The following is a 19,165-nucleotide window of genomic DNA, read 5'->3' as shown; positions in this document are numbered from 1 at the left end:
TGTCGCAGCGTCAATTGCAATACGAAACTTCGCTCCAATCACTAACAAATTATCGTTTTGACCGAATGGTTCAGAAAACTTACGTTTTACAATTATCTCCATCAATGCTAAAGTAGTTCGTAAGATGAATATGACGTGAAATCCACTAGGGGAGCCGCATAGGCGGCTGAGACAAGAATTCTTGGACCCTTTGAACCTGATCCGGGTAATACCGGCGGAGGGAAGTGGAGCCGGCCTCATGGTCTTTTTGTATGGACATGATGAAGCCGCTCCATTTCGGGGCGGCTTTTTTTGGCTGCCGCGAAGTGCTCCCTGACCAGATTTCAGCATGCATTCATCCCCTATCCAATCATGCGGAGGTGCTGTTCATGCTTACATTTACGGAGGAACTGAGACACGAAGCGGAGCCGATATACGATGCCATTATGGAGCATCCGTTCGTTCGGGGTATTGCTGAGGGTACTGTCAAGAAAGAACAGTTGATTCACTACGTAAAGCAGGATTTTGAATATTTGAATGCCTTTATTCGGATTTATGGCATTGCGATTTCCAAATGCGACAACCGAGAGACAATGGCTCTTTTCAACGAGCAAATCTCATTCGTACTGAATAGCGAGACACACCCCCATCATAATTTTTGTAATGTGGCAGGCGTAACGTTCGAAGAACTGCAAGGCTTCCCGCTCGCCCCTTCTGCGAGCCATTATGTGTCCCATATGCTTACCGTGGCTCACGAGGGCACACTGGAAGATATTATTGCGGCTTTGCTGCCGTGCCCATGGACATACACGGAGATTGGACAACGCTTGCTCAAAGAAGTAAGTCCAGATGAGACTCATCCGTTCTATGAGTGGATTCATTTCTATGGAGACCTCGGCGGCGGAGTTACGGACAAAATGCGCCGAATGCTGGATGAATGGGCAGAATCGCTGTCGCAAGCACGCAAGCAGCAGCTGAAGAAGCATTTTCTGACCAGCTGCCAGCTGGAATATATGTTTTGGGACATGGCTTATCAAATAGAAGACTGGCCGGTAAGCTTGACGGAGAAGACAGAGGTGAAACAAGGATGAATGATATGCCTCTCTTCCCCCAACGTATTAAGGAACGGCGCCCCCTCATCCACAATATGACGAATATCGTCGTCGCTAACTTTACCGCTAACGGTCTGCTAGCCATTGGAGCCTCCCCTGTGATGGCTTCAGCCAAGGAAGAGGTAGCGGACATGGCCAAGGCAGCAGATGCGCTCGTATTGAACCTTGGCACGCTCGATACTGACATGATAGAAGCTATGCTAATCGCAGGGCGGTCGGCGAATGTACATGGCATTCCCGTTATTCTCGATCCAGTAGGCGCAGGCGCAACGCCGTATCGGACGAAGGTATCTGTGAAGATGCTTAAGGAATTGCGCGTCTCGATCGTGCGCGGCAACGCCGCTGAAATAGCCCAGCTTATGGGGGAAGCAGGCGAGATCAAGGGCGTGGATTGCGTGGAGTCTGAAAGTTCCCTCCGCTCCCCTGAAGCGTTGTTCGATCTTGCTGCGCGGGCAGCCGATCGATTCGGCACCATCGTTGCCATTTCGGGAAAAGAAGATGTCATTACGGACGGCACAACCGGCTATATCATTGAGGGCGGTCATCCGATGTTAACGAACATTACAGGAAGCGGGTGCCTGCTGACATCGGTAATCGGCGCATTTGCTGCGATTGAATCTGATTTATTGCTGGCAGGAGCCGCAGCGATGTCTTATTATGGGTGCTCAGCCGTCCATGCCTATCGAACAGCGGGCCACCGAGGGCCTGGCAGCTTCCAAACCGCATTTCTTGATGCCTTGGCTGAGATCGACCAATTCGATACAGCAGCATCAACGATCACCCCTCGCCAAGCCTCCGTTAGAAGGAAGGTATGGCTATGACGGTTGCACGAGCATTGACGATTGCCGGTTCCGATAGCGGTGGCGGCGCCGGCATTCAAGCCGATATCAAGACATACCAAGAGCTGAACGTATTCGGCATGTCAGCGATTACGGCCGTGACTGTACAGAACACGCTTGGCGTTCATGGCGTTTACCCGCTATCTCCTGAAGCCGTTGCTGAACAGATAAATGCCGTCGTAGAAGATATTGGGGTTGATGCTGTCAAAACAGGGATGCTGTTCAGTGCAGGCATTATTGAGACAGTAGCGAATCGCCTTGAAGCATTCGGTTTGAACAACGTTGTCGTCGACCCAGTCATGATAGCCAAGGGAGGCGCAGAGCTGCTGCAGCAAGATGCCATAGAGGCCATGAAGAATCGCCTGCTGCCGCTTGCGCTGATTGTCACGCCGAACATCCCAGAGGCAGAAGCGCTTGCAGGAATGAAGATTGTCACCCTGCAAGATCGGTGCAAGGCTGCGATAAGAATTGCTGATTACGGCGCCAAAATGGTCATCATCAAGGGAGGCCACGACATGACGACCGAGCTTGCTGTTGACCTACTCTATGATGGGACTCGCTTCACACTGCTGGAAGACCGCAGAATCATGACCAAGCATACTCATGGCACGGGCTGCACTTACTCGGCAGCGATTACGGCAGAACTTGCGAAGGGCACTGCTCCCAATGAAGCGGTTCGTACTGCGCGGCATTATATTCAGGCAGCAATTGAGGAGACACTCGGGCTTGGCGGAGGCAACGGCCCGACAAACCACTGGGCATATCGGCGGCGGCAGATGGATGAGGTGGTCAGATGACAAGTGTAGAGAGTCGCGTAGCAGATGCCCGCATGCGTTCCTATTTGCGGCTGTACCTTGTGCTCGGCAGCGCCAATTGCAGGGCAGACCCTGGATCGATTGTCGAAGAGGCCATTCGTGGAGGGGCAACGATGATACAATTTAGGGAAAAGGGCGCAAACGCGCTGAAGACTGCAGCTAAGAAAGAACTTGCAATGCGCATTCAGTCGGTGTGCAGAAGACACGACATCCCCTTCCTCGTGAACGATGATGTAGAGCTGGCGCTTGCCTTGAATGCGGACGGGGTTCATGTTGGCCAGAGCGACGAGCCTGCAGCGCAAGTCAGGGATCGCATCGGCAATAAAATACTCGGCGTGTCCGTTCATTCGGCAGCTGAGGCTCTGCTGGCTGAGGAACAAGGAGCCGATTATCTCGGCGTTGGGCCGATATATTCGACTGCTTCCAAAGAGGATGCTCTAGAGCCGCAAGGCACTGCAATCATTCAACGGCTAACAGAGATAACATCACTGCCGATCGTAGGCATTGGCGGCATTACGGCAGAGCGTGCGCCACATGTGATTCGAGCTGGTGCAGACGGGATCGCTGTTATCTCTGCAATTACCCATGCGGAAGATAGGTATCAAGCTGCGAAAATGCTCGTTTCCCGTGTAACTGACTCGATTACGCGTAACTTTGCCTAAGTGTCGCACTCTCTCTCATCATATACTTACAACAAAACGAAATTGTACACTTTTACTAGAAATTTATGCGATGAACATGAAAAACAAGAGAAACCCTGTGTCTTTTAACAAAGACAGGGTTTCTCAACAATCTGAGAATCCGCTGAATAAGCGGATTCTTTATGCGTTTCTACTACTTGTTACCAAGCTGCTTCGCGGAAATATCGAAAGAGGCCTTACCCTGTTCACATTCACAAAATCTAGTGATAATACCGCACTTCATCCCATCCCCCCTCTACACCGCATGCTCCAGCTTCATCAGCTCATCCGTCCGCACACATTTCAATCCGCGCCGATGCGTCTCGGACAGTACGTCTCTCAGCACCATTATCATCTGCTTCGGAGCCTCTCGGTCAGCGCCGAACGTATCTCCGCTGTCATGCAGTACTATAACTGATCCGGGCTCGATTCGCTCTGACAACAGCTTGCGCAAGTTGCATTCTCCCGTATCCAGCTTCCAATCCCGCGCAATAATCGACCATAATACGAGCCGATACGATTTGCGCAGCAGGAACAGATCTCCCATATTCAATATCCCCCATGGAGGACGATAGAAGGTTGGCCGCTCCCCTGTAATGCGTTCAATAATGTCCGCAGAACGTTCCACATGCTCGCGCCTGATGTTCCGAGGCGTCATGACCCAATTCGGCATATGCGTATAATTGTGAATGCCAATCTGATGGCCCTCCTCATGCATGCGTTTCACAAGCTCAGGATACTTCTCAGCCTTGCTGCCCAGAACAAAAAAGGTAGCCTTTACGCCCCGCTCGCGCAATAAATCAAGCAGCTCAGGCGTGTAATCAGGATCCGGTCCATCATCGAACGTAAACGCAACATGACGATATGCCCGCTTCCGTCTCGCCTTGCGAAACACGCCCCATCCGCAGATTCGGGTCAATAAGAAAGGAAGCCCCATATAAATAGCGATCAGTACAATTAATATTCCTGCGATAATATTGTCCATGTTATCTCTCCTACTCCTTCACCCTATTCACATATCGATCCATTAACGTGGCACGAGACATCATCAGCATCTTCGGTACCAGCTTCGATCGCTGCTGCTTCAAGCGCTTGGCTCCCTCCGGATTCAGCATGCGGAGCAGCAAACGCAGATATATGGTAGATACTCGCTGCATCCACTTCGTCTCCAGAGGGTGCAGCTCGAAGCCTAATCCATAAGTGATGCCGCGATGAAGCAGTGTTATCCCAGTCAGCGCCTTCACCTTAGCCAATTCCGGATTCGTATTCACAGCATGGCCGACCAGCTTCAATGCATCACGCAGCCTGCGCGCCGTAACAAGTGCAGCCCGATCCGCACCAACGGAGCGAGACAGCTCCAGCACTTCCCGATTATCAAGGTGAATCTCGCATACATAGTCGCCTTTATGAATATAGCTTCCATCCTCACAGCGAATGGAGGTGCCTCGATGCGTCCGTACGACAACTTTACATATTCCGAACTGTGACTGATATACACTTCGAAGAGGCGTGATCAATTCAAATATAGCCTCCCACGTCATCCACAGTGATTGCAGCATTTTGTTGCCCAAGGTGGAGATCATGTACAATCAAATCCTTCCTGTATGAAAATCGTGATCTGCTTGACTTACTTTCATCGTACAGCCTGGAGTTCTCTTTTTTCTTACTCCATTCTTACGAGTTTCTTAAGTAATTGAGGTAAGCAGAGTCCTTTATATCCAGACCTTTCCTTTAGACAACAAAAAAGCAGTACAGCACTTCAAACTCTGTGCTGCACTGCTTATGCTAATTAACGAATCTCTTCGCTCTAACTTATCTAATGCTTCATTACGCTTCGGTTCCAGCGACTATTAGACCACAATATTGTCGGAAGCAGCTTGTTCCACTCTATCCGACGCTAGCTCTAGTACGTAATAGTCATTTATATTGCGCACGTGGAACCCACATGACGTGTATAACCCTAGTGCCCGCTCATTCTCAACTGCAACTTCTAATTCAATCTTGGCAGTTGGCTGCTGCTCCTTCATGCGCTCAATAATACTGCGAAGAATCCAGCGTCCGTATCCTCTGCCTCTGTGCTCAGGTTGAACACTGAAGCCGAATAGAAATGCACTGCCTTCTTCTCGCATAGCATGAATCTTCCCGATAGGCAGCCAATCTCCATTCTCCTGCTGGCAGTCTGCAATAAAAATATAATCCTGCTGCGAGAGCATCGCCGTCTCTACATACCCTCTTGCATCTTCCTCATTCATATCGAATCCGTCCATGTTCAATCGCGTGAGAAGAGCCACATCGCTGGTCTCTGCCTGACGTAATTCGATTTTCGCAGGGGGTTCACTAGCATCTTGCACATGCTCTCCAGTAAGTGTCATCCAATATTCGGAGAAGCTGCACTTCGAACCGATGCTCTCCAAATATTCCTTGCCGGATAAGGAAGGTCGAGCGCAAATGAAGATAAGTTTCTCCACCTGACGTCTCCCACACTCCTGCTGAGCTTCCTTAACAAGCTGACTGAATATGCCTTGACGCCGATAGTCGGGATGCACCATCCCGCTTATCTCTACCTCCGATGCACAGAACTGATAGATACCGAGAAATCCAACAATCTCACCATCTACAACATACACATAGTCGTTAGCGACATCACCCGTGCGTGCACGAAGTGAATCCCAGTTCAACTTCAAAATGATTTGATCGTGTTCATTGCAAATGTCTTCCAATCTGTGCAGCGCTTCAAGCTGGTCAACATCCAATTGTGTATAGGTTCGCAAGCCTGTATTATTCATGGCTACTCATCTCCTTCGCTTTCAAATGCGAATTCATGAGATTGTATTCTACGCCTTGGATATTATTTCCTTTGCAATCAGTTCAGCAAGTTGTTGAATTGGCTGCATTCCCAGATCACCCTCGCCCCGCTTGCGGACGGACACGCTTCCGCTCGCCTGCTCCTGCTCTCCTACAATGAGCATGTAAGGAACTTTGCTCTGCTGCGCTTCGCGTATTTTGAAGCCTAGACGCTCATTGCGCGCATCCACTTGTACCCGAATGCCCGCCTGTTCCAGCGATTCCTTCACTTCATACGCGTAGTCGGCGAAGAGATCCGATACAGGCAGTACCGCCACCTGAACGGGCGCAAGCCATGTCGGGAATGCTCCTGCATAGTGCTCTGTCAAAATGCCAATGAACCGATCAATCGAACCGTACACCGCACGGTGAATAACAACAGGCCGATGCTTCAGGCTATCTTCTCCGATATAGGACAGGTCGAATTTCTCCGGCATCTGGAAGTCCAGCTGAATCGTGCCGCACTGCCAGCTCCGCTTGAGTGCATCCAGGATGTGAAAGTCAATCTTCGGCCCATAGAAGGCCCCGTCCCCTTCATTAACACGATATTCGACGCCGCGCTTATCCAACACGTGCTGCAATGCCTGCTCCGCCTCATTCCACAGCTCCTCTGAGCCCATCGAATCCTCCGGCCGCGTAGATAACTCGATCTTATACTCGAAGCCGAACACCTTATAGATGTGATCGATTAAGGCCATAACCTTGCCGATCTCCTCTTCGATCTGATCCGGACGGACGAACAGATGAGCATCATCCTGACAGAACGTACGAACCCGAAGCATACCGTTCAAGGCGCCGGACATTTCATGCCGATGTACTTGACCGAACTCGCCAAGTCGAATTGGAAGCTCACGATAGGAGTGCTGCCCATTTTTGTAAATGAGCATATGCCCTGGGCAGTTCATCGGCTTCAGTGCAAACGTCGTATCATCTACTTTCGTAAAATACATATTGTCCTTGTAGTGATCCCAGTGACCCGACTGCTCCCACAATCGGTTGTTCATCATAAGCGGTGTGCGCACCTCGTCATAGCCGCGTCTTCGTTGAAGTCCGCGCGCGAAATCCTCAAGCTCTGTGCGAATCGTCATCCCGTTCGGCAAGTAGAAAGGCATACCAGGCGCTTCCTCGGAGAACATGAACAGTCCAAGCTCTGTTCCAAGCTTGCGATGATCGCGCTTCTTCGCTTCTTCAAGCATATGCAAATATTCTTCCAGTTGATCCTTCTTCGCAAAGGCAGTTCCGTATACGCGCTGCAACATTTTGTTATTCGAATCCCCACGCCAATACGCGCCGGATACCTTCATCAGCTTGAAGGCCTTAATGCGGCCTGTGGACGGAACATGTGGGCCTCGGCATAAATCTACGAATTCGCCCTGCTTGTAAATGCTGATAACCGCGTCCTTCGGCAGGTCATGAATCAACTCCAGCTTCAATGGCTCATCCCGCTCGGTAAATAAGCGAATAGCCTCTTCCCGGCTGACAACCTCGCGCGTAATCGGCAGATTTTCTTGGATGACACGCGACATCTCTTGTTCAATCGCTGTCAGATCCTCTGTCGACAATGGCTTCGCGATATCAATGTCGTAATAGAATCCATCTTCAATGACTGGGCCGATTCCCAGCTTGACTGCATCGGCTCCATATATGCGTTGAATGGCTTGCGCCATTACATGTGCTGTACTGTGGCGAATGATGGAGAGACCATCCTTGCTGTCTGCTGTGACAATCTCGACGAGGCTGTCATGCTCGATCGCAGTGTCGACATCCACGAGCGTCCCGTCCATTTTCCCGGCAAGTGCTTGCTTCTTCAAGCTTGTGCTTATCGATGCTGCAACTTCTTCGATGGTCGTGCCGTGCAAATACCCCCTGTTCGATTCGTCTGGAAATGTTACCTTGATCTCCATGCTTCAGCCTCCCTTTCCTCATAGTCGCAAGTGAATGATGAACGCCATGAGAGAACGCAAAAAAACGCATCTCTCCCGAAAGGGACGAGTGCGTTCTGTCTCGTGGTTCCACCCTAATTCAATCCTGCATTGCGTGTTGGAACGGGATAAGCCGCCATTCGCTACAATTGCAAGATCCTTCATTGGACATCCGGTAACGAGGATGGGTCGGTGATGCTTACTGCTGAGAAGCGGATTGCAATGGTACCAGTACCATTTCCAAATGCTCACCCTCAGGTTCAACATCACGGCTGCAAAGGGGTAATTCCACAACCGTAACTGAAGAAGCTTGCACCAATCGCTTCTCTCTCTGGACAGCTCGTACTGGAAATCATGTCTTTGGTCATCGCCTGATGAATATGGGAATAATGTTACACACATTCAGGAAGAAAAGTCAAGTTCAATTTTCCCAGAAATAAATTTCCCCTGCTTCGCTACAAGAACCATATTGATCTGCATATAGGGCTGTGCTAGCATGACGTCGTAGGTAATTTTTTCATGTTTTTACACTTTAAGAAGAGGAGGCATCCCGCCTTCATGAACTACGTACAGAAGGGAATACACGCCTTATTTTCCATCCTGATTGCAGCTCTTTTTACCCACACGATTACCCCAGCATCTTCCGCTCAAGCCTCTTTTCAATCCCATTGCGGTACTCTATGCAGCCACTACGATATTGTCGTTATCGGCAGCGAAATTCAAGGCATTCTGCTTGCCAAGGCAGCCCATGATCTTGGCTTGAATGTACTCATCCTGGATCCCCGCAGCAAGCCAGGCGGAGAGCTCATCGAAGGGGAAATGTGGTTCCTCGACGAACCCTTCGACAAGCATGGTCACAGCCTTGTACAAGGCAGCATTAAGACTCTCTTCGACGGGTACGATAAGGGCACGATTCGCAAGCCCGTGGAGTTCGAGAATTATTACGAACACCTCATCCAAGGTATCCCTCTCCGAAGCAGTATTGCGATTCAATCTGTACAATTTGAGCTGGAAAAAAAGGAAAAATCAATCCACTCCCTCACCTATACTGCTGCAGACGGAAAAATCTATACGGTTCAGTCTAAATATTGGGTGGAGAACACCGACTTCAGTGCCCTCACCAGCAAGCTTGACGAGAAGCGAATTCCAGGCATGGAGAGCCTGTACGACGGCAAGAACAATAAGCCAGACTACATGGCCGCTACGCTGATGCTCAAGTTCAAGCACGTGAATTGGAGTATGCTTCACCAAGCCGTCCTTGCCAGTTACCCTCTCCAGAACCTCATCAAAAAGTACGGTCCAAACACCTATGTGGATGGGAGCGAAGCTACCGGATTCAGCAATATTATGCGTACCTACAAGCCGCACGACAATGGACTTATGCTCCGTGGGATGAACACGGTCTATCAGCGTAATGGCGAGGCCATTATGAACGCGCTGCTCGTATATAACGTTGATCCTGCCAATCCGGCATCTGTGCAAGCCGCCTTATACAGGGCGAAGACCGAAGCACCGTATATTTTGAATTTTCTGCGTCAACATATCTGGGGTTTCTCGAAGGCAGAGCTGAACGGCTTCCCTGATTATTTATACATTCGGGATTACAATCGATTCGAGACTAAATATGTGCTGAATGAACACGACGTCTTGAATGGCAACATGTTCTGGGACAATGTGAGCATCGGCGGGTACTCGCTTGACTTGCAAGGTACAACGCGCATTCGGGAAGGAATCGGATTCGGCCAACCTGATCGCTATGGCATCCCGCTTCGTTCCTTTCTGCTCAAGTCCTACGACAACGTCATCGTCGCGGGCAAAAATATTGGAGCCACCATCAAAGCCTATGGCAGCGCACGCATCATGCCCAACACCGCCCTTGCAGCTGAAGCGATTGGCATCATATTGGGCAAGGAACGGAGGAGTAAACCACTGGCTGAGCTAACGCCTGATGATTTCAAGCGAATCCACTATTATTTACAGACAAAATATCACATTGTACTCGATAAATGAACCGGCTGAATATCTGTAGATACTACGTTACGAGTTAACAAGAGTCTATCACTTCTATATGAACGGAAGGGCGAGCTACTAAAGGGATCTTACCTATAGGTTCGTCCTTCTTCGATTTGCTTGTTAATACACACTTGACAAATAAACCCTCATGCATTAATTTATTGATTAATAAATAACAAAAAAAAAAAAAAAAAAAAAAAAAAAAAAATTCTGACAAGGTGTTGAACCAACATGTCACCAAAAGACCCATCTTTATCTAGCAAGGATCAAATCATTGATGCTGCTGTCGCATCCTTTGCGGAGCATGGCTTTTACAAGACGACAACCGCCAAAATAGCCAAATCGGCTGGTGTAACGCAGCCATATGTGTTTCATTTTTTTAAATCCAAAGAGGAATTGTTTATCGCAGTTCTCGACCGCGCCACAGAGAAGATTGAAGAGGCCTTCTCCAGCGTGGATGCTCCTCCCGAACAGTTTGTAGAGACAATGGGACGCGCCTTCGGGAAGCTCATTGAGACCCATCGCGATGAGATGCTCGTGACGATGCAGGCATTTACAACTTCAGAGCCAGCAATTCGTGATTCGGTGCGCGACCATTTCACTGCGATACACCAGACGGTCATACGGCGCTTTGAACAAGCCGGGATTCCGAATGCCAAATTCGCAGCCAGCATGTTTATCGGCTCAGGTCTAATTATTACGATGTCAGAAGTGCTTGAAGCGCCTAATTTATCTCCGTGGCCATCTAAATAAACATAGTGAAACCACTATTCATCTGCTGCCTTTTTGAGGTCGCACTTTTTTTGGTATCGTATTTATTGATTAATAAATAAATATTATAAATGAGGTGTGTTGATTCATGAACAAAATGTCTGTTAAATCCACTTTTCTTCACCTGTTACAGTCGCCGTCGGTCATTATCGGCCTTATTACTGCGCTTACTTTTCAAGTACTGTTCAGCCTGATCTGGCTGACGGGGTATGATCATTTGACAGATAATGTGAATCGGTTAGCCATTGCCGTTGTGAATGAGGATCAAGTGGTTGGCAAGCAAGCGGTGCAATCGATTATGGGGAAGCTGCCATTTCACATGAAAGAGGAATCGAGTCTTAACCAGGCGATGACACAGCTTGAAGAACGGAAGGTGCAAATGGTGATGCATATTCCAGGAAATTTCTCTAAGCAGCTGACGGATCTGACACAGAAAGCTATCATCACGTACGCTGTGAACGAATCCAATCCAAGCATGGTCAAAAGTGTAATGCAATCTGTCTCCAGCCAAATTACGACTTCAATCAATGAACATGCGGTTCGTACGGGCATGACTCAAGTACTGGAGCAGGTACACGTTCCACAGCTGCAAGCAAGCAGCCTATCTGAATCCGTGTCTGCACGCGTCGTAGCCGAAATGAATAACGTCCATCCCATCTCGAACTTCTCGTGGACGATGGTTCCCATGATGCTGCTGCTGGCTTCCTTCGTTGGCTGCATGCAGTTCACCATGGAAATGAATAAGGCTGCCAAAGCTATTAAACAAAAATGTGGCCAATGGACACTCCTGACAACTCGCTCCCTGCTCAATATTGTGGCCTCCTTGATCATTACAACGGTCGGCACGGGAATGGTGGCACTGATGGGTGTTCATTCTGAACAAGGCTTCGGCATGATGTGGCTATTCCAACTCGCTTACGTCATCGCGTTTCTATTTGTCGCTCAGTTGTCCTTTTACATCTTCAGCGATGCCGGTGCATGGGTCAATATTGCGCTGCTGTCGATCCAGTTGATCACATCGGGAGCTTTGCTCCCGCGCGAACTGCTGCCATCTTTCTATCAGAAAATCAGTGAATTCTCCCCTGGCACCTATGCCGTAACTGGCATTATGAACCTAGTGAACGGGGGCCCAGCTATATCGGATTCAATCCATGCGCTCTTGCTTATCTTGACTGCGGTCATCCTGCTGACGACTGTTATTGTTGGAGGGGTACAGTTATTGCAGCGCAAACCTAAAGAACAGGGACAGCTAGCTTCGTAAGCAAACTTATTTATGATGTGTAGACACAACGAGATACCGCGAAATACGCATTACATGGCAATGAAGCGCCATCCGCCGCATTTTTACGGACAGATGGCGCTTTATTCCTTCCTCACGATACAATTTGCTCCAGCTTCACGATTGCCTTGTATACCTCCTCCGAGGTTACGCCTTCTGGCTTCATCAGCTGTATGGATTCCTGTGGGAGAGTCGCTTGCCGCGCAATGCTCTCCAACGTTGGACGGTCTTCCGCAGATAATCCAAGGTCACCTAGTCGATAAGGTAAGCCCAAATCTTCGTAGAACGGCAGCAAATTCTTCACTTCCGCAACATTATCCTCCAGCACCAATTGAACGAGGATGCCGTACGCGACCTTGTCTCCGTGCAGCAAATGATGTGTCGCTGGCGCAGCAGTGAGACCATTATGAACCGAGTGTGCTCCAGCTATTCGACCAAGATGATCGCCGAAGCCGCCAACAAGGCCGCCTGTCATAATGATCGTCTCCGCTACCTCTACGAACGCATCGGATAGCTGCTTCTGCTCTGCGTCGTGAATGCTCTGCCGTCCATGTTCCAGAAGTGCAGTCTGGCATAGACGAGCCGTAAGATGCGCAACCTGCACAGCGGCTGAACGATGCTTCAAACCACGAATGAGTACATCCGCCTCATACCATTTCGCTAATGTATCGGCAATCCCTGCGCGCAGATAATCAACAGGTGCATGCAAGGCTATGCGTGGTTCAAGCAGCACCATAAGTGTGCTTTTCGGAAAAACGGTATAGTGTGTGAATTGTCCTTCTTCGTTATAGAACACGCTGAGCGGCGTCCATGCTGCGCAATTCGAGGCGAGCGTCGGCACGAGAATCGTATCCAGCCCCGATGTATTGCCTGCTGCCTTGACCAAGTCCATTACCTTGCCGCCGCCGAGTCCAAGAATGGCATCCGCTCGTTCGGCCTGTGCATAGCATGCAATCCGATGCGCTTCCTGCAAGGTGCATTCTCCTTGATAGCGAAGATATATCAGCGTTATGTTCGTCTCCTTCGGCAAATAGGGCTGCGCCGCCTCCAAGGAGCGATCACCATGCACGACAATCACTCGTTTGTATTGATACGGTGCCAATAATGTATCTAGCTTGTCCAAGATGCCCGCTTTACAATGATAGATTGCCGGTGTGCCTCTAACGACGATAGCTTTCTCTTCCTTCGTCATCGATGTCACTTCCTTTTCAGCATCCACTCTGGTTTGCCGAAGCCTTTGAACTGTTCATCTATTGTTTTCTCGAAATCGGCCGATTCAACTGCTTCCTTCAAGTCCTTAGCGAATTGCTTGTCCAAATCAGCTGTATTCACAACGACACGATTGCGGTAATCATCTGGCATATTTTCGAGCTTCAGAGCATCGAGCAGGTTCATTTTCGCAGCAAGTGCGAAGTTCCCCGGAACAAGAGACAGGTCAGCGCTGTCTACTGCGCGCGGAAGCTGAGCAGCCTCGATTGGCTGTAGAACAAGATGCTTCGGATTGTCCTTCACGTCCTTCTCCGATACACGCAGTGGATCGATGTCCTTGTTCACGGTAATGAGTCCTGCATCTTGCAGCAAGCCCAATGTACGCGCCAGGTTCGTCGGATCGTTCGCAATCGCTATTGTACTTCCGTCAGCAACTTCATCCAAAGATTTGAACTTGGACGAGTAGATGCCCATTGGAGCCGTCGGTACGGAAATAAGCTCGGACAACTCAATTTTATTTTCTTTCGCGAAGTTCTCCATGTAGATTTTGTGCTGGAACAGGTTCGCATTCAAATCTCCATTCGACAATGCCAAGTTCGGCTGCACATAATCTCCGAATTCAACCAACTCAATGGAATAGCCTTTCTTCTCCAATATCGGCTTAATCGCCTTCGTTATCATATCGCTATAAGGGCCTGCTGTTGCGCCGATCTTGATTGCTTTGCTTTCTTCCTGCTTTGCGTCTCCTGAACCCGTTGATGCGTCTTTGCTGCCGCATCCAGCGAGCAAGCCAATTGCTAGAATAAGAGATAGGACGAGAGCTGCTTTCTTCATAAATGATGACCTCCGTATGGATAATATTTTTGTATCATTTCGGTGCATTAAGACTGGTTTTCAGCACCAAGTAGGTTGCAGGAACTCGAACCATGCTTTCGAAGTAAGTGCAAGATTCGATGCCGCGTTGCTTCCTAGGTATGACTTTTTGAACAAAAACGAATGCATTATCGCTTGTCTACTTTCTTTGCAATAAAGTCTCCTCCGTACTGAATGATCTGCACCAAGCAGATTAGAATGATTACCGTGGTAAACATTACAGTGTTGTCGTAGCGATAGTAGCCGAACCGAATCGCCAAATCGCCGATTCCGCCTCCACCGACTGTACCAGCCATTGCCGAATAAGCGACAAGACTGATTGCCGTAATGTTCACGCCTTGAATGATGCCTGGCTTCGCTTCAGGGAGAAGTACATCCTTAATGATCATCCACGGTGTTGCACCAATGGAGATTGCCGCTTCGATGACACCTTTGTCAATCTCGCGCAGCGCCGTCTCTACCAAGCGGGCGAAGAACGGAATTGCCGCAATCGAGAGCGATACCGAAGCAGCCGTCGGGCCTATCGTTGAACCGACAATGAGCTTCGTCAGCGGCAGCAGTGTCACCAACAAGATGATGAACGGAATTGAGCGAATCATGTTGACGATGAAGCCTAGCACATTTTTCGTAAACGCATTTTCGAGGAATAGCCCCTTATCGGTTACAAATAATAGAATTCCAATGGGAAGACCCAGAATTATGGCAGCAAACAGCGAAATTCCAACCATATAGAGCGTCTGGACAAATGCTTTGCCCAAGTCCGGCAGCAGTTGGATGATCGAATCACTCAGCATGATGGATGACCTCCAATCGATAGGTTCGTTCTTTGATGTAGTCGAGTGCTTGCCGCAGCTCTGATACTTCTCCATTCAGCTCCAAGATCAGAATGCCTAGCGGGTTGTCATGGATGTATTCAATTTTGCCATGCAAAATATTTGCTCTAACCTTGAAGTTCGTCATTACATCAGTAATGATTGCTTCCTCCGCTTGCGGCGCCACGAAGTGAATCTTCACGATCATTCCTTTGCAATGCTGAATCAATCGTTCTGGAAGATTGAATTGGAACAGACTGCTGATGAACGAGCGCGTCATCGGATGCTGTGGATCAGAGAAAATGTTATATACCGGCCCCTCTTCTACCACATTGCCGTTCTGCATCACCGCCATCCGGTCACAGACGTCCTTCACCACTTCCATTTCGTGCGTAATCAATACAATCGTCAGGTTAAGCTCGCGATTGATTTTCTTCAGCAGCTCCAAGATTGACTGAGTCGTCTCAGGATCCAGCGCAGACGTTGCTTCATCACACAGCAGCACATGCGGTTCATTGGCCAGCGCTCTGGCGATACCTACTCTCTGCTTCTGCCCGCCGCTGAGCTGAGCAGGATATACATCTCGCTTGTCAGCCAAGCCGACCATTTCAAGCAATTCAAGGACACGCGGTTCAATCTCTGCCTTCGACTTGTTGTTGGCCTTCAGAGCAAATGCAATATTCTCAAATACCGTCTTGGAGCGGATAAGATGAAAGTGCTGAAAGATCATGCCGATCTTCAGTCTTGCCTGTCGCAAGCTCTCTCCTTGCAGCTTCGTCAAATCAACGCCATCGATGAGTATACTCCCAGATGTAGGTTCCTCCAGCAAGTTGATGCAGCGCAGCAACGAGCTTTTCCCAGCACCGCTTCGTCCGATAATCCCGTAAATTTCTCCCCTATTGATTCGAAGAGAGACGTTATTTACGCCGATGACGGTCGATGTCTTGCTTCGATACTCCTTAACCAAACTCCGAATTTCAATCATTTCACACACCCCGCCATTCTGTTGCTATCACCTGGATGAAAACTAAAAAAACTAAAAAGCCTCTTTCCCTAAGAGAGAAAGAGGCTGAATTGGCAGTATCGCCACACTTATCTCTCAGAATGGAATCATTCCGTAGGATTTAGCACCGTTTACTCACAGGTAAGGTTGCCGGACGTCATAGGGCCTAGTCCCTCAGTCGCTCTTGATAAGGTAGTATGAAGTTGTCGTTTGTTGTTGAAGATAATACATCTGAAAATATGAGTTGTCAACAATATTTTCATTTCATTTTCAAAAAAGGTAATGAAGCATGATCCATCATACTGCCTTACCTCACATTACAGCCTTTACTTCGTATCACCGAATATTTCCTTATTTTTCGCATACGACCTTCTCAAACTAAAGTAGTTGCCCGCGGCGAGAATAATCAAGAACAATACAGAAGGGCCAATGACGTCCATCCAAGGCTTGTCCGGTCTAAATAACAACTTCTGTCCAATCGTTACAATGAAAAAGATGCCGAATGCACTGAGTGAGATCATCAACACTTCTCGCCGCTTTTTGCGATACCCTCTATCTGTTGTTACATCCCGGTACTCCAATCCAGTGAATATATAGCGGAGCATAAAATAGATTGCATAGAAAAAGACAATTCCTAAACTCATCAGCACATTCTCTGAATAATCCCCCATGAGGATGCCACGAATCCCATTCAGAAGTAGCAAGCCGATAATCAGATAGAGCGCTTCAATTTTGAACTTATTTTTCTTCTGAATCACATACTCATCATTGCTCTGGTTGCTGGATGTAAACCATTTGTTGATTTTCATGCTGTTACCCCTCCCAGAAAAGTTCATCTAAAGTCTTGCCTAACGCCTTCGCAATCGCAATGCACAGCTGGAGAGATGGATTGAATTCCCCCTTCTCAATCAGACCAATCGTCTGCCGGCTCGCGTTGACTGCGTTCGCTAATTCCTGCTGTGTCATGTCTTTCTCCACACGCGCCATCTTTAACTTCTGATTCATGCTCGACCCTCGTCCTTCATCAATCTCGCCAATACAATGTAATATATATATGTCATTATGTAATGTATATTTTACAATTTAATTAATTTCTGTGCAACCTATTCGCAGATACATAATTCCCACCTCATGGAACCATTCTAAATGAGACTGCACTTGCTACGAACAATGATATAGCGCTTACAATTTCCACTTTACAGATAGGCAAGAAGACAGTAAGATAAGATCACACTAAGTTGTATACAAGTATACTTGTTGTACTTTACAGCATGATCACAGGAGTGAATACAGCATGAAATTAGGCATGATTGGCCTTGGAAAAATGGGTTTCAACCTCGTAGATAACATATTGCAGCACAAGCATCAGGTAGTCGCTTTTGATGTAAATGCTGAACAACGTCAAAAAGCAGCTGACCTAGGAGCAATTCCTACAGATACAATTGAAGAACTCGTATCGAAGCTGGATGCTCCAAAGATCATCTGGATGATGGTTCCAGCTGGAGAAATCGTGGATCAAGTGGTAGACACTCTGCTTCCTCTTCTCTCTCCAGGAGACATTGTCATTGACGGAGGAAATTCACATTATAAACAGTCCATCACTAGAGGCGAGAAAGTGCATGCACTGGGTGCCCATTACTTCGATATCGGAACATCCGGCGGAGTATCTGGCGCAGCTGAAGGCGGCTGCTTCATGATTGGCGGCAACCAAGAAGTATTCGCTACACTTGAGCCACTGTTCAAGGACATTGCGGTAGATCAAGGATATTTGTATGCAGGCAAGAGCGGAAGTGGACATTTCCTGAAAATGGTTCACAACGGTATTGAATATGGAATGATGCAGGCGATCGCGGAAGGCTTTGAAGTATTGGACAAGAGCGACTTCGATTTCGATTACGAACAAGTTGCACGCGTATGGTCCAACGGATCGGTAATCCGCAGCTGGTTGATGGATCTGACGCAAAATGCTTTCTCCAAAGATCCGAAGCTGGACAGCATTCGCGGCGTTATGCAAAGCTCTGGCGAAGGCAAATGGACAGTGGAAACTGCACTGGAGCTGCAAGCAAGCGCACCCGTTATCGCGATGTCCCTCTTCATGAGATATCGTTCGCTTGAGTCCGATTCCTTCCATGGTAAGGTAGTTGCTGCACTGCGTAATGAGTTCGGCGGACATCAAGTGGTAACGAAGGAATAGTCAGTTCCTATTTCGATAGCGAAGATAGAATCACCACAAGCCCGATGGTCGCGCCATGCAGCACTGTGGTACAATCAGAACCAAATCTCTAAAGTGAGATATGGGTTCAGGAAACCAATCATGAGGAGAGTTCACGCATGATACACTATCCGAAACAGTGGCTGCAGGGCGCATCCCTTGGGGAATCCATCGCCTGTGAGCTGCGATTGCAAATTATTAACGGCTCCATCAAGCCGGGCGAAATTATATCGGAGAATCGAGTGGCTGCCGACTTCGGCACCAGCCGCTCTCCCGTTCGCGAAGCATTGAAAACGCTCTCTAACGAAGGGCTTATCCGCTTGGAGCGCATGGGTGCTGTTGTCTTAGGGCTTAGTCTTATCGATGTCGAAGAGCTGTACGATGTTCGCTATCTCATTGAGAGCTTTGTCCAGCAGCGGCTCGCCATCGTGAACACAGATGGTCTGATTCTGACGCTTCTGCAGATTATCGACAAGATGGAACTCGCGGTTAAGTACAATGATGCCGTTGAATTCGCTTATCAGGATTTATCGTTCCATGAAGCGATCATTGCTGCAGCGGAGCATAAACGCATCATGCATCTGTGGACGAGCATTCGACTGATCGTGAAGACCGTCATGCTGATGACAACGGAAGAAATATTCTCTGAGGGAGAAGCGAAGCTGTTCACTGTAATTGAGAAGCACCGTACGATCGTAAGAGGACTCCAGTCGAAGGATACTCATACGATCCAGCAGGTTGTCTCAGCCTACTTCGCCGACTCGAACCGTACCTTGCATGTCAGCTTGCCGCATTCGTAACG

Annotated in this window: 19 protein-coding genes and 2 riboswitches; of the genes, 9 read left to right on the top strand and 10 right to left on the bottom strand. The window is 48.5% G+C overall.

All coding sequences use genetic code 11. The features are described 5' to 3' along the window. The first annotated feature begins 137 nt into the window (after nucleotides 1–137). Nucleotides 138–240, top strand: a riboswitch (TPP riboswitch). 128 nt (nucleotides 241–368) lie between these two features. The 4 genes from tenA to thiE are packed head-to-tail and all read left to right on the top strand — an operon-like array spanning nucleotide 369 to nucleotide 3,407. After that, nucleotides 369–1,070: a thiaminase II gene (gene tenA / locus RQP50_RS00585; protein ID WP_315742440.1), complete on the top strand. Its 702-nt coding sequence runs from the start codon at nucleotides 369–371 to the stop codon at nucleotides 1,068–1,070. Further along, nucleotides 1,067–1,912 carry a hydroxyethylthiazole kinase gene (gene thiM, locus RQP50_RS00580; protein WP_072727513.1) on the top strand — a complete coding sequence of 282 codons (846 nt, stop codon included), beginning with the start codon at nucleotides 1,067–1,069 and terminating at the stop codon, nucleotides 1,910–1,912. Before tenA ends, thiM begins: the two co-directional genes overlap by 4 nt. After that, nucleotides 1,903–2,727 carry a bifunctional hydroxymethylpyrimidine kinase/phosphomethylpyrimidine kinase gene (gene thiD / locus RQP50_RS00575; protein WP_394358336.1) on the top strand — a complete coding sequence of 275 codons (825 nt, stop codon included), beginning with the start codon at nucleotides 1,903–1,905 and terminating at the stop codon, nucleotides 2,725–2,727. The genes thiM and thiD overlap by 10 nt, the downstream gene beginning before the upstream one ends. Then, nucleotides 2,724–3,407 (top strand): thiamine phosphate synthase, encoded by a 684-nt coding sequence (gene thiE / locus RQP50_RS00570; RefSeq protein ID WP_315742431.1) that lies wholly within the window; start codon nucleotides 2,724–2,726, stop codon nucleotides 3,405–3,407. The genes thiD and thiE overlap by 4 nt, the downstream gene beginning before the upstream one ends. Nucleotides 3,408–3,681: 274 nt before the next feature. Here the strand turns inward: thiE and RQP50_RS00565 are convergent, their stop codons facing one another. The 4 genes from RQP50_RS00565 to thrS all read right to left on the bottom strand — a co-directional run bounded on the left by RQP50_RS00565 (nucleotide 3,682) and on the right by thrS (nucleotide 8,173). Beyond that, on the bottom strand, nucleotides 3,682–4,410 hold the full coding sequence (locus RQP50_RS00565) for a polysaccharide deacetylase family protein (protein WP_072727516.1): 729 nt from the start codon (nucleotides 4,408–4,410) through the stop codon (nucleotides 3,682–3,684). 10 nt (nucleotides 4,411–4,420) lie between these two features. Continuing rightward, the gene (locus tag RQP50_RS00560) at nucleotides 4,421–5,008 is read right to left on the bottom strand and encodes a YkoP family protein (protein ID WP_072727760.1); all 588 of its coding nucleotides are present in this window, start codon (nucleotides 5,006–5,008) and stop codon (nucleotides 4,421–4,423) included. 267 nt (nucleotides 5,009–5,275) lie between these two features. After that, nucleotides 5,276–6,211, bottom strand: coding sequence for a GNAT family N-acetyltransferase (locus RQP50_RS00555; protein ID WP_315742425.1), 936 nt, complete (start codon nucleotides 6,209–6,211; stop codon nucleotides 5,276–5,278). Nucleotides 6,212–6,259: 48 nt separating this feature from the next. Next, nucleotides 6,260–8,173 carry a threonine--tRNA ligase gene (thrS, locus tag RQP50_RS00550; RefSeq protein ID WP_315742423.1) on the bottom strand — a complete coding sequence of 638 codons (1,914 nt, stop codon included), beginning with the start codon at nucleotides 8,171–8,173 and terminating at the stop codon, nucleotides 6,260–6,262. A 576-nt stretch (nucleotides 8,174–8,749) separates the two neighbouring features. Here thrS and RQP50_RS00545 point away from each other — a divergent pair. The 3 genes from RQP50_RS00545 (at nucleotide 8,750) to RQP50_RS00535 (ending at nucleotide 12,236) form a co-directional block, all read left to right on the top strand. Then, nucleotides 8,750–10,201 (top strand): FAD-dependent oxidoreductase, encoded by a 1,452-nt coding sequence (locus tag RQP50_RS00545; RefSeq protein WP_315742421.1) that lies wholly within the window; start codon nucleotides 8,750–8,752, stop codon nucleotides 10,199–10,201. A 234-nt stretch (nucleotides 10,202–10,435) separates the two neighbouring features. Next, nucleotides 10,436–10,957 carry a TetR/AcrR family transcriptional regulator gene (locus RQP50_RS00540; protein ID WP_315742419.1) on the top strand — a complete coding sequence of 174 codons (522 nt, stop codon included), beginning with the start codon at nucleotides 10,436–10,438 and terminating at the stop codon, nucleotides 10,955–10,957. Between the two features lie 106 nt (nucleotides 10,958–11,063). After that, nucleotides 11,064–12,236, top strand: a complete 1,173-nt coding sequence (locus RQP50_RS00535; protein ID WP_315742417.1) for a YhgE/Pip domain-containing protein — start codon at nucleotides 11,064–11,066, stop codon at nucleotides 12,234–12,236. A 112-nt stretch (nucleotides 12,237–12,348) separates the two neighbouring features. Here the strand turns inward: RQP50_RS00535 and RQP50_RS00530 are convergent, their stop codons facing one another. The 6 genes from RQP50_RS00530 to RQP50_RS00505 all read right to left on the bottom strand — a co-directional run bounded on the left by RQP50_RS00530 (nucleotide 12,349) and on the right by RQP50_RS00505 (nucleotide 17,156). After that, nucleotides 12,349–13,446 carry an iron-containing alcohol dehydrogenase family protein gene (locus RQP50_RS00530; protein ID WP_315742415.1) on the bottom strand — a complete coding sequence of 366 codons (1,098 nt, stop codon included), beginning with the start codon at nucleotides 13,444–13,446 and terminating at the stop codon, nucleotides 12,349–12,351. 5 nt (nucleotides 13,447–13,451) lie between these two features. Further along, nucleotides 13,452–14,297 (bottom strand): MetQ/NlpA family ABC transporter substrate-binding protein, encoded by an 846-nt coding sequence (locus RQP50_RS00525; RefSeq protein WP_315742413.1) that lies wholly within the window; start codon nucleotides 14,295–14,297, stop codon nucleotides 13,452–13,454. 167 nt (nucleotides 14,298–14,464) lie between these two features. Further along, a complete protein-coding gene (locus tag RQP50_RS00520) occupies nucleotides 14,465–15,130 on the bottom strand; it encodes a methionine ABC transporter permease (protein ID WP_072727524.1) in 666 nt (221 codons plus the stop codon). Next, the gene (locus RQP50_RS00515) at nucleotides 15,120–16,133 is read right to left on the bottom strand and encodes a methionine ABC transporter ATP-binding protein (protein WP_315742411.1); all 1,014 of its coding nucleotides are present in this window, start codon (nucleotides 16,131–16,133) and stop codon (nucleotides 15,120–15,122) included. Before RQP50_RS00515 ends, RQP50_RS00520 begins: the two co-directional genes overlap by 11 nt. Before the next feature lie 104 nt (nucleotides 16,134–16,237). Continuing rightward, nucleotides 16,238–16,345: riboswitch (SAM riboswitch) on the bottom strand. Between the two features lie 132 nt (nucleotides 16,346–16,477). Continuing rightward, nucleotides 16,478–16,960 carry a DUF6773 family protein gene (locus RQP50_RS00510; RefSeq protein ID WP_315742409.1) on the bottom strand — a complete coding sequence of 161 codons (483 nt, stop codon included), beginning with the start codon at nucleotides 16,958–16,960 and terminating at the stop codon, nucleotides 16,478–16,480. 4 nt (nucleotides 16,961–16,964) lie between these two features. Beyond that, nucleotides 16,965–17,156 carry a helix-turn-helix transcriptional regulator gene (locus RQP50_RS00505; RefSeq protein WP_072727527.1) on the bottom strand — a complete coding sequence of 64 codons (192 nt, stop codon included), beginning with the start codon at nucleotides 17,154–17,156 and terminating at the stop codon, nucleotides 16,965–16,967. A gap of 289 nt (nucleotides 17,157–17,445) precedes the next feature. On the opposite strand from RQP50_RS00505, the gene gnd reads away from it, so the two are divergent. Beyond that, complete coding sequence (gene gnd / locus RQP50_RS00500; RefSeq protein WP_072727528.1) at nucleotides 17,446–18,345, top strand: phosphogluconate dehydrogenase (NAD(+)-dependent, decarboxylating); 900 nt, start codon at nucleotides 17,446–17,448, stop codon at nucleotides 18,343–18,345. 140 nt (nucleotides 18,346–18,485) lie between these two features. Continuing rightward, nucleotides 18,486–19,163, top strand: a complete 678-nt coding sequence (locus tag RQP50_RS00495) for a GntR family transcriptional regulator (protein WP_028532157.1) — start codon at nucleotides 18,486–18,488, stop codon at nucleotides 19,161–19,163. The last annotated feature ends 2 nt before the right edge of the window (nucleotides 19,164–19,165 follow it).

Source organism: Paenibacillus suaedae, from assembly GCF_032337355.1.
Classification (GTDB): Bacteria; Bacillota; Bacilli; order Paenibacillales; family Paenibacillaceae; genus Paenibacillus_B; species Paenibacillus_B suaedae.
Note: the sequence above shows the minus strand (reverse complement) of the source record. Positions and strands in the feature narration are given on the sequence as shown.

Coding starts and splice junctions, on each gene's coding strand:
- RQP50_RS00560 (WP_072727760.1), bottom strand. CDS start 5,008: ATGATCTCCACCTTGGGCAACAAAATGCTGCAATCACTGTGGATGACG.
- RQP50_RS00540 (WP_315742419.1), top strand. CDS start 10,436: ATGTCACCAAAAGACCCATCTTTATCTAGCAAGGATCAAATCATTGAT.
- RQP50_RS00515 (WP_315742411.1), bottom strand. CDS start 16,133: ATGATTGAAATTCGGAGTTTGGTTAAGGAGTATCGAAGCAAGACATCG.
- thiM (WP_072727513.1), top strand. CDS start 1,067: ATGAATGATATGCCTCTCTTCCCCCAACGTATTAAGGAACGGCGCCCC.
- RQP50_RS00510 (WP_315742409.1), bottom strand. CDS start 16,960: ATGAAAATCAACAAATGGTTTACATCCAGCAACCAGAGCAATGATGAG.
- RQP50_RS00535 (WP_315742417.1), top strand. CDS start 11,064: ATGAACAAAATGTCTGTTAAATCCACTTTTCTTCACCTGTTACAGTCG.
- RQP50_RS00505 (WP_072727527.1), bottom strand. CDS start 17,156: ATGAATCAGAAGTTAAAGATGGCGCGTGTGGAGAAAGACATGACACAG.
- RQP50_RS00520 (WP_072727524.1), bottom strand. CDS start 15,130: ATGCTGAGTGATTCGATCATCCAACTGCTGCCGGACTTGGGCAAAGCA.
- RQP50_RS00565 (WP_072727516.1), bottom strand. CDS start 4,410: ATGGACAATATTATCGCAGGAATATTAATTGTACTGATCGCTATTTAT.
- gnd (WP_072727528.1), top strand. CDS start 17,446: ATGAAATTAGGCATGATTGGCCTTGGAAAAATGGGTTTCAACCTCGTA.
- RQP50_RS00545 (WP_315742421.1), top strand. CDS start 8,750: ATGAACTACGTACAGAAGGGAATACACGCCTTATTTTCCATCCTGATT.
- tenA (WP_315742440.1), top strand. CDS start 369: ATGCTTACATTTACGGAGGAACTGAGACACGAAGCGGAGCCGATATAC.
- thiE (WP_315742431.1), top strand. CDS start 2,724: ATGACAAGTGTAGAGAGTCGCGTAGCAGATGCCCGCATGCGTTCCTAT.
- RQP50_RS00555 (WP_315742425.1), bottom strand. CDS start 6,211: ATGAATAATACAGGCTTGCGAACCTATACACAATTGGATGTTGACCAG.
- RQP50_RS00530 (WP_315742415.1), bottom strand. CDS start 13,446: ATGACGAAGGAAGAGAAAGCTATCGTCGTTAGAGGCACACCGGCAATC.
- thrS (WP_315742423.1), bottom strand. CDS start 8,173: ATGGAGATCAAGGTAACATTTCCAGACGAATCGAACAGGGGGTATTTG.
- RQP50_RS00525 (WP_315742413.1), bottom strand. CDS start 14,297: ATGAAGAAAGCAGCTCTCGTCCTATCTCTTATTCTAGCAATTGGCTTG.
- thiD (WP_394358336.1), top strand. CDS start 1,903: ATGGCTATGACGGTTGCACGAGCATTGACGATTGCCGGTTCCGATAGC.